Origin of the sequence: Mesorhizobium sp., assembly GCF_041661565.1 — a bacterium.
GTDB lineage: Bacteria > Pseudomonadota > Alphaproteobacteria > Rhizobiales > Rhizobiaceae > Mesorhizobium.
This window is the reverse complement of sequence record NZ_JBAZUD010000153.1, coordinates 1-11,330: the sequence shown is the minus strand read 5'-3', so window position 1 is coordinate 11,330 and position 11,330 is coordinate 1. Positions and strand designations below refer to the sequence as shown.

Annotated in this window: 13 protein-coding genes; 4 read left to right on the top strand and 9 right to left on the bottom strand. The window is 63.5% G+C overall.

Annotated elements, in window-relative coordinates; all coding sequences use genetic code 11:
* Positions 1-31: 31 nt before the first annotated feature.
* From WC739_RS21550 to infC, 9 genes are all read right to left on the bottom strand, one after another.
* On the bottom strand, positions 32-607 hold the full coding sequence (locus WC739_RS21550; RefSeq protein ID WP_372955023.1) for a YceI family protein: 576 nt from the start codon (positions 605-607) through the stop codon (positions 32-34).
* 67 nt (positions 608-674) lie between these two features.
* Complete coding sequence (locus WC739_RS21545) at positions 675-1,253, bottom strand: cytochrome b (RefSeq protein WP_372955022.1); 579 nt, start codon at positions 1,251-1,253, stop codon at positions 675-677.
* A 436-nt stretch (positions 1,254-1,689) separates the two neighbouring features.
* Positions 1,690-4,098: a phenylalanine--tRNA ligase subunit beta gene (gene pheT, locus WC739_RS21540; RefSeq protein WP_372955021.1), complete on the bottom strand. Its 2,409-nt coding sequence runs from the start codon at positions 4,096-4,098 to the stop codon at positions 1,690-1,692.
* Positions 4,095-4,517, bottom strand: a complete 423-nt coding sequence (locus tag WC739_RS21535) for a GFA family protein (RefSeq protein ID WP_372955020.1) — start codon at positions 4,515-4,517, stop codon at positions 4,095-4,097. The genes pheT and WC739_RS21535 overlap by 4 nt, the downstream gene beginning before the upstream one ends.
* Positions 4,514-5,611, bottom strand: coding sequence for a phenylalanine--tRNA ligase subunit alpha (gene pheS / locus WC739_RS21530; protein ID WP_372955019.1), 1,098 nt, complete (start codon positions 5,609-5,611; stop codon positions 4,514-4,516). The genes WC739_RS21535 and pheS overlap by 4 nt, the downstream gene beginning before the upstream one ends.
* Before the next feature lie 145 nt (positions 5,612-5,756).
* A complete protein-coding gene (rplT, locus tag WC739_RS21525) occupies positions 5,757-6,158 on the bottom strand; it encodes a 50S ribosomal protein L20 (RefSeq protein WP_023672281.1) in 402 nt (133 codons plus the stop codon).
* Between the two features lie 93 nt (positions 6,159-6,251).
* Positions 6,252-6,455, bottom strand: a complete 204-nt coding sequence (gene rpmI / locus WC739_RS21520; protein WP_006201248.1) for a 50S ribosomal protein L35 — start codon at positions 6,453-6,455, stop codon at positions 6,252-6,254.
* Between the two features lie 228 nt (positions 6,456-6,683).
* Positions 6,684-7,334 (bottom strand): isoprenylcysteine carboxylmethyltransferase family protein, encoded by a 651-nt coding sequence (locus WC739_RS21515; protein ID WP_372955018.1) that lies wholly within the window; start codon positions 7,332-7,334, stop codon positions 6,684-6,686.
* A 227-nt stretch (positions 7,335-7,561) separates the two neighbouring features.
* The gene (gene infC / locus WC739_RS21510; protein WP_013528312.1) at positions 7,562-8,098 is read right to left on the bottom strand and encodes a translation initiation factor IF-3; all 537 of its coding nucleotides are present in this window, start codon (positions 8,096-8,098) and stop codon (positions 7,562-7,564) included.
* Between the two features lie 222 nt (positions 8,099-8,320).
* Between infC and WC739_RS21505 the strand changes: the two genes are divergently transcribed.
* From WC739_RS21505 to WC739_RS21490, 4 genes are all read left to right on the top strand, one after another.
* Positions 8,321-9,091, top strand: coding sequence for an alpha/beta hydrolase (locus WC739_RS21505; protein ID WP_372955017.1), 771 nt, complete (start codon positions 8,321-8,323; stop codon positions 9,089-9,091).
* Positions 9,091-10,233 (top strand): benzoate/H(+) symporter BenE family transporter, encoded by a 1,143-nt coding sequence (locus WC739_RS21500; RefSeq protein ID WP_372955016.1) that lies wholly within the window; start codon positions 9,091-9,093, stop codon positions 10,231-10,233. The genes WC739_RS21505 and WC739_RS21500 overlap by 1 nt, the downstream gene beginning before the upstream one ends.
* Before the next feature lie 115 nt (positions 10,234-10,348).
* A complete protein-coding gene (locus tag WC739_RS21495) occupies positions 10,349-10,810 on the top strand; it encodes a DUF2852 domain-containing protein (RefSeq protein WP_372955015.1) in 462 nt (153 codons plus the stop codon).
* A 98-nt stretch (positions 10,811-10,908) separates the two neighbouring features.
* Positions 10,909-11,330 (top strand): YgjP-like metallopeptidase domain-containing protein (locus tag WC739_RS21490; protein WP_372955014.1); only part of this gene is annotated, 422 nt, incomplete at its 3' end.

The window sequence follows — 11,330 nt, the reverse complement described above, 5'->3', positions numbered from 1 at the left end:
CGCGTTGCGGGGGCGAGGAAACCAGGCCGCGCTAGCCCCGCTTCCCCGTCAGCGTCATGTCGAAATCGACGATGTTGGAATAGATCGGCGTGCCGACATCCATGCCGTAGCGGGACCTGAGCACCCTGCCCGTGACATGGAATTTGATCGTGCCGCCCTTGAGGCCGCCGAGTTCGGCGGTGAACTTTTCCGGAAACGTCTTGCCGCGTGCCGTCAGCCGGCCGTTGACCAGGGCCGTGGTGTCGCCGGTGCGCGTCACGCTGGTCGAGCGGAACTGGATTTCGGGGCTGTTGGCAGCATCAAACACTGCGTCTGAGCGCAGGAAGGCATCGATGCGGCCCTGGCCGGTGCCGACGCTTTCGGGAAAAATGGTAAAATTGACCTCGGAGCGCCCGACATCGCCATTGTCGATGCGGATCGAGCCCTTGAAGCGGGCGAAGGCACCATTGAGGCCGCCACCGCCGACCTTGCCGATGGAGAAGCGGATGCTGGATGTGGCGGGGCTGATCGAATAGCTGCCGGCGGCATCGCCAAGCGCTACGGCCGCTGAAACAGGCATGGCAAGGCAAGCGGCGACGGCCGCAAATCCGAGGATGCGCGCAAACATGGGATGTTCCTTCTTGAGGCGGCGCAAGTCCTGCGCCCTCGATCCATGAACGGCCGAACCGGCCTATCTATTCCACATCGCGGTCTGACGAAGGCGTGATCATGCGCGTGAGCACTGTATCCCTGAGTTGGAAGTGATGACGCAATGCCGCCGCGATGTGGAGCGCGACCAGCGCCATGCCGGCATAGGCGAGATACCAATGCGCCGCCGCCCAGAAGCTTTCGGCGGCATCCGATTCGGCGAGTGGCAGGTTCGGCATGATGAAGACGTTGAATGGCAGGCTGGGGATCTCCAGCGTCGAGACTGACACCAGAGCCCAGCCGGACAAAGGCAGGGCGATTTGAAACGCATAAAGCGCAAGGTGCGCGAGCGGCGCGGTGCGGCGCTCAAACCGGCCGACCGATCGCGGCAAGGCCTGTGCTGGATTGCCGAGACGCCAGGCGATCCGCAGGATGATCAGGCCAAGCAGCAGAAAGCCGAAGGATTTGTGGAGCTGGATCAGCTCGAAGGCGGTGCGCTGGCTTTCTGTCCTCACCATGACGAAGCCGAGGCCGAACTGGCCGAGAAAGATCAGTGCGATCAGCCAGTGGAGAAGGATCGCACCCCAGCCATAACGGGTTGGGGTGTTGGCAATTGATACCTGCATGGGGTGTGAACGAGCGTGGCGTCGGTTTTCTTCCAGCGTCCTTCCTTAGCGGGAGGAGTGAAGGCGCCACTCACCTTGAAGAAATCACGAAAGCGCGCAGCGCCGTCGCATCCGGCGGCGGCTGGACGAAGAAGCCATCGAAGGGCGGACGCGCCCGTCCTCGAGCATACCTTTGCGCGAAGCACCCCCCTCTGGCCTGCCGGCCATCTCCCCCGCAAGGGTGGAGATCGGATGTCGTCGCAGCTTTCGCCAATTAGCAATGTTGCAAACAGGGTGCCGCCGGCGAAGCTGCCAATCTCCCTCCTTGCGGGGGAGATGGCCGGCAGGCAAGAGGGGGGTGCCTCGCGCCGACATTTCCTGCCATTGCAACTCCGGCCAGCAATCGCGTGTCGGCCATTCCCCCCTTTGGGGAGGCCATTCGCTATCTGCTCGCTAGTTACCCGCGCAGGACGCCACCCGTCTGCTTGCCGACATTGTCGACGATGCGCCTGGCCAGCGCCTCGAAATCCTCGTCGGTCAGGGTCCTCTCAACCGGCTGGATCGACACTTCGACGGCGATCGATTTTTTGTCCGCTCCCAGCGATGCGCCTTCGAAAATATCGAACACCGAAACGCCTGTGATCAGCTTCTTGTCGGCGGCCAGTGCGGCGCGCACCAATGTGCCGGCCTCGACCGTCCTGTCGACGACGAAGGCGAAATCGCGCTTCACCGCCTGGAAGGCGGACAGTTCCAGCTTCGGCTTGGTCTTCGTCGGCTTGGCCTTCGGCTCCGGCACGGCATCGACGAACACTTCGAAGCCGCAGAGCGGACCGGAGACATCCAGCCCTTCCAGCGTCTTAGGGTGGAATTCGCCGAAGGTGCCGAGCACGGTCTTCGGGCCGAGCTTGATCGTGCCCGAGCGCCCGGGATGGTACCAGGCCGGACCGCCCGCCTCGATCTGCAGCCGGTCGACCGGCGCACCGCAGGCTTCGAGCGCCGCGATGGCATCGGCCTTGGCGTCGAAAACGCCGACCGGGCCCGAATTGCCGGCCCAGTTGCGGCCGGAGCCGTCGAGCTTGGCGGTGCCACGACGCACGCCGGCGGCAACACGGCGCTGCTGGTCGGCGCCGTCGCCTTCATAGGTGCCCGACACTTCGAACAGCGCCACGTCGCCAATGCCCCTGTCGGCATTGCGCTGTGCAGCGGCGATCAACCCCGGCAGCAGCGACGGCCGCATGTCGGACATGTCGGCAGCGATCGGGTTGGCGAGCTTCAGCGCGGTCTGGCCGCCGCCGAACAGTTCGGCGTGCCTGGCCGGGATGAACGACCAGGTAACGGCCTCCATCATGCCGCGCACGGCAAGGGCGCGCTTGGCGGTGCGGGTACGGATCTGCAGCGTGGTCAGGATCTTGCCGTTGACAGCGTCGTGCGCACCAAGTGGCTGCGAGGCGATGTTGTCGACACCGTGGATGCGCATCACCTCCTCGACCAGGTCTGCCTTGCCGTCTATATCCGGCCGCCAGGACGGCACTGCCACCTTGACGACATCGCCGGAACCTTCAGGCTTGAAGCCAAGGCGAGACAGGATATCGAGGCTTGTCGCCGCCGAGACCTCGATCCCGGTCAGTCGCTTTACCTCCGCCAGCGGGAAGGACACGATGTTGGGGGTATAGCCGGCATAGCCGGCCACCTCGGTCTCCGCCGGCGTACCGCCGCAGAGATCGAGCACCAGCCTTGTCGCCAATTCGATGCCCGGCACCATGAATTCGGGATCGACGCCGCGCTCGAAGCGGTAGCGCGCATCGGTGATGATGCCGAGCGTGCGGCCTGTGCGGGCGGTGGTGATCGGGTCCCAAAGCGCCGATTCGATCAGCACGTCCGATGTATTCTCGTCGCAGCCGGAATGCTCGCCGCCCATGATGCCGGCGACCGATTCGACGCCGTTGTCATCTGCTATGACGCACATGTCCGGGGTCAGCGTGTATTCGCGGCCATCGAGCGCCAGCACCGTCTCGCCGTCGCGCGCACGGCGCACGACGAGATTGCCGGCAACTTTCTTGGCGTCGAACACATGCAGCGGCCGGCCACGATCGAAGGTGACGTAGTTGGTGATGTCGACCAGCGCGCTGATCGGCCGAAGCCCGATCGCGATCAGCCGTTGCTGCAGCCATTTCGGCGACGGACCGTTCTTGACGCCGCGCACCAGCCGCAAGGCGAAGCCGGGGCAAAGCTCCGGCGCCTCGATGGTCACCTTGACCGGCGTCTCGCCCTTGCCAGGTATCTCTTCGATCGGATCGCTTTTGAGCGTGCCAAGGCCGCTCGCCGCCAGATCCCTGGCAATGCCGTGGACGCTGGTGGCGTCCGGGCGGTTGGGTGTCAGATTGATCTCGATCAGCGGATCGTCGAGATGCGCATAGGCGGCGAAGCTGGTGCCGACCGGCGCATCCTCGGGGAGGTCGATGATGCCGTTATGCTCGTCGGACAGCTGCAGCTCGCGCTCGGAGCACATCATGCCATGGCTTTCGACGCCCCTGATCTTGCCGACCGTCAGTGTCACGTCGATGCCGGGCACGTAGGCGCCGGGCGCCGCGAAGGCTCCGATGAGGCCGGCACGAGCATTGGGCGCGCCGCAGACGACCTGCACGGGAGGCTTGCCGTTGCCCGTATCGACGGTCAGCACGCGCAGCCGGTCGGCATCAGGGTGCTGCACCGCCGTCAGCACCTTGGCGATGACGAAGGGCTTCAGGCTCGACTTGTCGTCGACATGCTCGACTTCGAGGCCGATCGACGTCAGCCGCTCGACGATCTCGCTGAGCGGGGCGTCGGTCTCGAGATGATCCTTGAGCCAGGAGAGGGTGAATTTCATGACTGTGTTCCGTCTGGTCTTTTGACGCTTGTTTTCAGAAGTCTCGGCAAATCGTCCGACATATGCAGGTAAGGCAGTTGCTCGCTGACATAGGCATGCAGTGTCGGCTCGAAATCGGCCGGCGCGTCCATGGCGCCGAGCATGAAATAGATGTCGTCCTCCAGCCGCTCATCGACATAGGCGATCGGCGAGCCGCAGACGCCGCAGAAGGAGCGCGTCACCGGCCCGTTCTCGAACATCTTCAGCGCCTTGCCGGTGAACGCCACCTGGTCGACCGCGAAGCCGACAAAGGCGGAGACCGGCGCGCCGGTCGCCCGCCGGCAATCGCCGCAATGGCAATAGCTGACATGGTGCGGTTCGACTGAAGCTTCGAACCGCACGGCGCCGCAGCGGCAGCCACCGGTATGGGGCGCCGTCATGGGCTCAAGCCGCCGAACAGCGTCGGCATGTCGAGCGGCCGGAAGCCGTAATGCGACAGCCAGCGGACATCGGCGTCGAAGAAGGCGCGCAGGTCCGGCATGCCGTATTTCAGCATGGCAATGCGGTCGATGCCCATGCCCCAGGCAAAGCCCTGATATTCGTCCGGGTCGAGCCCGCCATGGCGCAGCACGTTCGGATGCACCATGCCGCAACCGAGGATCTCCATCCAGTCGGAGCCTTCGCCGAAGCGCACCTCGCCCGGCCGCGAGCGGTCGCACTGGATGTCGACTTCGAGGCTTGGCTCGGTGAACGGGAAGAAGGACGGCCGGAAGCGCATCTTGACAGACGGCACCTCGAAGAAGGCCTTGCAGAACTCTTCCAGCACCCACTTCATGTTGGCGACGTTGGCTGTCTTGTCGATCACCAGCCCCTCGACCTGGTGGAACATGGGCGAGTGGGTGGCGTCGGAATCCTGGCGATAGGTCTTGCCCGGAATGACGATGCGGATTGGCGGCTTCTGCTTCTCCATGGTGCGGATCTGCACCGGCGAGGTGTGGGTGCGCAAAAGCTTGCGCTCGCCTTTCTCGTCGGGCTGGAAGAAGAAGGTGTCGTGCATCTCGCGCGCCGGATGGCCCTCGGGGAAATTCAGCGCGGTGAAATTGTAGTGGTCGCTTTCGATATCCGGCCCCTCGGCGATGGCGAAGCCGAGGTCGCCGAAGATCGCCGCGATCTCGTCGATCACCTGGCTGATCGGATGGATGCGGCCGCGCTCGGCCGGCGACTGCCGCACCGGCAAGGTCACGTCGACCTTTTCGGCGGCGAGGCGGGCGGTGATCGCCACGTCCCTCAACTCGGCCTTGCGGGCCGTCAGCGCCTCGGTGACGCGGTTCTTGAGCCCGTTGATGGCCGGACCCTTGACCTGGCGCTCCTCGGCGCTCATCGCGCCCAGCGTCTTCAGCATTTCGGAGATCGAGCCCTTCTTGCCAAGGGCGGCGACGCGCACGGCCTCGATCGACGCCTCGTCGGCGGCCGAGGCGATATCTGCGAGCAGGGCGGCTTCCAGGGCTTCAAGATTTCCAGCGTTAGCGTTCACGGCGAAACTCTCTCGATCGGGCGGCCGACACCATTCCGGTTGGTCGTCACCATTTTGATTGCATCAGGCATAAGAAAAACCCGCGCCAGCCGTGCCAGCGCGGGTTCCCCAAATCAGAATTGCGAATGCTTGGGAAGCGCTGGTCTTAGGCGACAGCGCTTTCAAAAGCGTTCGGGGTGGTGTTCTTCAGATATTCGAGCGCGACCTTGGCCTTGGCGACCAGGGCTGCGAAAGCCTGCGGCTCGTGGATGGCCATGTCCGACAGGATCTTGCGATCGATTTCGATGCCCGACTTGTTGAGGCCGTCGATGAAGCGGCCATAGGTCAGGCCATGCTCGTGCGTCGCGGCGTTGATGCGCTGGATCCACAAGGCGCGGAACGAGCGCTTGCGGTTCTTGCGGTCGCGATACGCATACTGCATCGACTTTTCCACCGCCTGCTTGGCGATGCGGATGGTGTTCTTGCGACGGCCGTAGAAGCCCTTGGCGGCTTTCAGGACCTTCTTGTGCTTGGCGTGCGAGGTGACGCCTCTCTTTACGCGTGCCATGTCATGATCTCCTTAAAAGCAATTCCGGGAAAAGTATCTTGCGGTTTTCCGTTCGGAATTGCGTAAAACTAATGCGTGTCCAGACCGAATGCCTTAGAGGCCGTTCGGCAGAAAATTCTTGATGACCTTCTTGCCATCCGGTTCAGCCAGAACCATCGTGCCGCGGGCATTTCGAATGAACTTGTTGGAACGCTTGATCATGCCGTGACGCTTGCCGGCCGCAGCCGACAGGACTTTACCCGTACCTGTGATCTTGAACCGCTTCTTGGCGGCCGATTTGGTCTTCATCTTGGGCATTTTGCTACTCCGTTTCTATGAGGTCCCTGTCGTGCCTCCGGCACTCCACGCCTCTTGTCTTGTTCGCTTCGGGCCGACCAAAGCCCGAAAAGCAAATGAAACCGCCACGGCATGCCCTGCCGGGCGGTTTTCTTGAACGGCGGTGCTATACGTCAAACACAGCCCCTGCGCAACACCCACCGCGCCGCGCATTGGCGGCAATATGGGAACGCTACGCCTAGTCCCCGATCAGGGCAGCTTGAACCAGATGGGCAGCATGCCCGACTGCTGCGCGCCATCGATCAGTTCGAAGGCCGGCAGCGCGATCAGGAACACCAGCCCGTCGAGCAGTGTGGTGAGCAGCAGGCGCGGCTTGAAGCTGCCGGTTTCGCCTTCCTGGTAGAGCGACAGGTTCGGGAAGAAGCGCGGCACCTTGTCCAGATAGGCCTGGTAGGGCGCTCCGAGCGCTTCCCTGAGGAATTTCTCCTCGCGCAGAATGACGATGTGGAAGGCGCCGGCGCAAAGCAGCGCGAACAGGATGATGCCCGAGAAGGAGCCGATCTGGGCGCCAACGCCAGCCGCGGCCACGGTCGAGAAGACATAGAGCGGATTGCGGGTGATCGAGTAAGGGCCGCCCGTGACCACTTCCGACGATTTGCGCCCACCGATATAGAGCGTCGCCCAGAGACGGCCGACGATGCCGAGGAAGATCAGCAGCACGCCGAACATCTCGATCGATTCATGTACCGGCGTATCAGGGGGGAAGGTCGACTGGCCAAACAGCAGCGCGAGAAACAGCACCACCACCAGCACCGCAAGCACCAACCGACGCATCTCCTGGTAGTTGCCCAGCCCGTGCTTGACGTCCTTGACGCCCGAAACCTTGACTTCATTGACCATGCCGGAATCCGATCGTCGAAAAGCTTTTGCCGGCGATCGCGGCGTCTGGACAAGAAGCAGGCGTCCCGCTGATCGCCGGGACGCCTTGGGACGTGATTCAGGCGGATTTAAGCGCGACGACCAAGCCTGACGCCATCGTGATCAAGGGCATGCATGCCGCCATGTCCTCTTTCCGTGAGCCAGCGACGGAACGGGTTTCAGGCCGATTCGCCCTGAACCATCCGGCTTCAGCGCGGTGACAGCACCATCATCATCTGGCGGCCCTCGAGCTTCGGTTCCGCTTCGACCTTGGCGATTGTCGCTACTTCCTCGCGTACCTTGTTCAGAAGCTGCATGCCGAGTTCCATATGCGCCATCTCGCGACCACGGAAACGCAGTGTCAGCTTGACCTTGTCGCCTTCCTCGAAGAAGCGGCGGACCGCCTTCATCTTGGTCTCGTAGTCATGGCTGTCGATGTTCGGGCGCATCTTGATCTCCTTGATCTCGATGACCTTCTGGTTCTTGCGCGCCTCGGCTGCCTTCTTCTGGTTGGCGTATTTCAACTTGCCGAGATCGAGAATCTTGACGACGGGGGGCACCGCATTGGGCGATATCTCGACGAGATCGAGCCCAGCTTCTTCAGCGAGCAGCAATGCGTCGTTGATGGAAACATCACCGCGGTTCTGGCCTTCGGCGTCGATAAGCTGGACCCGGGGCACCCGGATATCACGGTTTGAGCGCGGCCCGTCCTTGGTCGGCGCCGCTGCTTTGAAAGGTCTGCGAATGGTCGTGGTCTCCTTGGCCGTTTCGTTCAGGGTTTGTCTGTATCGATGCGTGGACGCGCCAATGTGGTGAGCGCGCGGGCGGAGTCAATAGCACAGCATTGACAGGAAATCACCCTGATCGCGGGCCTGCACCAAACAAAGAAGCGTCGCGAGCACTTTCCGCCTCGGCTTCGGCTGTGCCAAAAGACCGCTGCGCCAACGCACAGGCGCTAGGAAAAAGCGATGACCGCCACGCCCCCTGTCTTCCTGGATGTCGATGGATCGAGAATCGCGGTGCGACACGGGACCGGCGCCGCGCCGGGTATCGTCTGGCTGGGCGGCTACAAATCGGACATGCTGGGCACGAAGGCCCAGACGCTGTCGGACTGGGCGGAGCAGGAAGGCCGCGCCTTCCTGCGCCATGACTATTCCGGCCACGGCGAATCCGGCGGCGCCTTTGCCGACGGGACGATTTCGAAATGGCTGTCGCAAAGTCTTGCCGTATTCCGGCATTTCGCCACCGGCAAGCAGGTCCTGGTCGGCTCCTCGATGGGCGCCTGGATCGCATTGCGAATGGTGCAGGAGTTGCGCAAGGCAGGCGACGCCAGCGTCGTCGGCCTGGTGCTGCTGGCGCCGGCGCCGGACTTCACCAGCGAACTCGTCGAACCCGGCCTGACCGAGGCGCGCAAGCGCGACCTTGCCCAAAAGGGCTTCTTCGAGGAGCCGTCCGACTACTCCGCCGAGCCTTATATCTACACAAGGGCGCTTATTGAGGATGGCCGTGACAACCGGGTGATGACGGGCCCGATCGACACGCATTGTCCAGTGCATATCCTGCAGGGGCTGGCCGACGCGGACGTGCCGGCAAGCCACGCGTTGAAGCTGGTCAGCCTGTTGCCGGCCGACGACGTGACGCTGTCGCTCATTCCCGATGGCGACCATCGCCTGTCGCGACCACAGGATCTCGACATGCTGGTGCGGGCCGTCGCCGCCATGGCGCAAAGGGGAAGCTGATGCGCCTTTCCATCCCGATCTCCGCCTTCGTGGCCGCAATCGTCGGCTTCGGCGGCACGCTGGCCATCGTCATCGCCGCCGCAAAGGCGGTGGGCGCCACACAGATCGAGACGGCGAGCTGGGTAACGGCGATCTGCCTGGCGATGGCGATCGAGAGCCTGTGGCTGTCCTGGCGCACGAAGATGCCGGTCATCACCGCCTGGTCGACACCCGGCGTGGCCCTGATCGCGGCATCGAGCGGCTTTTCCATGGCCGAGGCAGTCAGCGCCTTCATCGTCACCGCCATTCTCTTGATCGTCACCGGCCTGTTCCGGCCATTGACGCAGCTGATTTCCAGGATCCCGCCCTCCGTCGCCTCGGGCATGCTGGCCGGCATCGTCGTCACTTTCGCCATCAATGCCGTGAAGACTATCCCGGTCGATCCCTGGATGATCCTGCCGTTGATCGCGGCCTTTTTCATCATTCGCCTGTTCAACCCGGCTCTGTCGGTGCTGGCGGTGCTGATCGGCGGCGGGCTCGCCGCCTTCCTGACCGGCCGCGTCGGCGGACTGCCGACACCGGAGCTGTCGACGCTGACGCTGATTGCGCCTCAGTTCACCGCCAAGGCGATCATCGGCCTCGCGTTGCCGCTCTATCTTGTCACCATGGCCTCGCAGAACCTGTCGGGCCTCGCCGTTCTGCGTGCCGCCGGCTACCATCCGGAGCCCGGCCCGCTGATCGGCATCACCGGCCTGTTTTCGTTACTGTCTGCGCCGTTCGGCGGCTCGACCACCAATCTGGCGGCGATCTCCGCGGCGATCTGCACAGGGCCGGATGTCCATCCAGACCCGGCCGAGCGCTGGAAGACCGGGCCGTTCTACGCGATTGCCTATCTCGTCTTCGCGATTTTCGGCGCCTCGCTGGTGGCGATCTTCGCTGTCCTGCCTGGCAGCCTGATCGTGCTGGTCGCCGGCCTGGCGCTGATGGCGTCGCTCGCCAACGCGCTGTCGATTGCGCTGAAAGAGGAGGGGGAGCGCATGGCCGCCACCGTCACCTTTGTCGTCACCGCCTCCGGGCTGACATTGTTCGGCGTCGGCGCCGCGTTCTGGGGCCTGGTTGGAGGACTGCTCGTGCTTTTCCTCGACAGATTCGAAAAGCGATAATCATTTCAGAGGCTTGTCCGGTTTTGGCCGACATTGTCTTGAATCGCCGTTTTTGCCATCCCATTTCGATTCCACGCAGCCGATCTGGCTGTCTCCAACCGAAGGAATGGGAGAAATGAACACATCCGCATTGATCCGTCCGGCCTGGACGCCGGCAACCATCGCGTTGATGGTGATTGGCTTCATGGTGTTCTGGCCGCTCGGCTTCGCCATGCTCGCCTACATCATCTGGGGCGATCGGCTTGAGGGTTTCAAGCGTGACGTCAACCGCGCGACCGACGGCATCTTCGCCGGCTGCCGCCGCGGTTCCGACAAGGCCGCGCGCTGGGGCAATGGTTCCCCCCGCACCGGCAATGTCGCTTTCGACGACTGGCGGGAGAAAGAACTGGAGCGCCTGAACGAAGAGCGCCGCAAGCTCGACGAGATGCTGACCCAGTTCGACGACTACGCCCGCGAATTGCGCCGCGCCAAGGACCAGGACGAGTTCGACCGCTTCATGGCCAACCGCAACAAATCGTCGGCGCCGACGACGACGGAGACCAAGTCCACAAAGGGCTCGGGCCTGCTCGACGACTGAGGTTGGCGACCGGTCACCGCGCAAATGGCGGCGTCGCGAAAGCGGCGCCGTTTCTTTTTTGTTCTCCTCGTTTCCCCGAATCGCGTAATGCTGCGCCAATGTCCTTCGGCTTCTTCCGCACCCCGACAAAGCCCAAGCCCGCGCCTGTCGAAGAGCGCGAGCACGTGGTTGCCGGCCGTTCCTTGCCGCTCAAGATCGTCGAGAACGATCGCGCCAGGCGATTGACGCTGCGCATCGATTCCGGCGGCCGTGGCCTGCGCATCACCGTTCCGCCCGGCCTGCGCCGGGGCGAAGTGGAGAAATTCCTCGACCGCCATCAGGAATGGCTGGAGCAGCGGCTGGCCAAGGTGCCGAACCGGCCGCAGGTGCGGCCCGGCATCAAGATCCCGCTGCGCGGCGTGCCGCATCGCATCGTGCATGAGCCTTCGAAGCGTGGCACCGTCACCGTCTCGAACGACGAGAGCGGTCCGCTGCTGATCGCGCACGGCGATCGCATCCATCTGCCGCGCCGCATCGCCGA

Coding starts and splice junctions, on each gene's coding strand:
- WC739_RS21505 (WP_372955017.1), top strand. CDS start 8,321: ATGACCGCCACGCCCCCTGTCTTCCTGGATGTCGATGGATCGAGAATC.
- rplT (WP_023672281.1), bottom strand. CDS start 6,158: ATGGCACGCGTAAAGAGAGGCGTCACCTCGCACGCCAAGCACAAGAAG.
- WC739_RS21515 (WP_372955018.1), bottom strand. CDS start 7,334: ATGGTCAATGAAGTCAAGGTTTCGGGCGTCAAGGACGTCAAGCACGGG.
- WC739_RS21550 (WP_372955023.1), bottom strand. CDS start 607: ATGTTTGCGCGCATCCTCGGATTTGCGGCCGTCGCCGCTTGCCTTGCC.
- WC739_RS21500 (WP_372955016.1), top strand. CDS start 9,091: ATGCGCCTTTCCATCCCGATCTCCGCCTTCGTGGCCGCAATCGTCGGC.
- WC739_RS21545 (WP_372955022.1), bottom strand. CDS start 1,253: ATGCAGGTATCAATTGCCAACACCCCAACCCGTTATGGCTGGGGTGCG.
- WC739_RS21535 (WP_372955020.1), bottom strand. CDS start 4,517: ATGACGGCGCCCCATACCGGTGGCTGCCGCTGCGGCGCCGTGCGGTTC.
- rpmI (WP_006201248.1), bottom strand. CDS start 6,455: ATGCCCAAGATGAAGACCAAATCGGCCGCCAAGAAGCGGTTCAAGATC.
- pheT (WP_372955021.1), bottom strand. CDS start 4,098: ATGAAATTCACCCTCTCCTGGCTCAAGGATCATCTCGAGACCGACGCC.
- WC739_RS21495 (WP_372955015.1), top strand. CDS start 10,349: ATGAACACATCCGCATTGATCCGTCCGGCCTGGACGCCGGCAACCATC.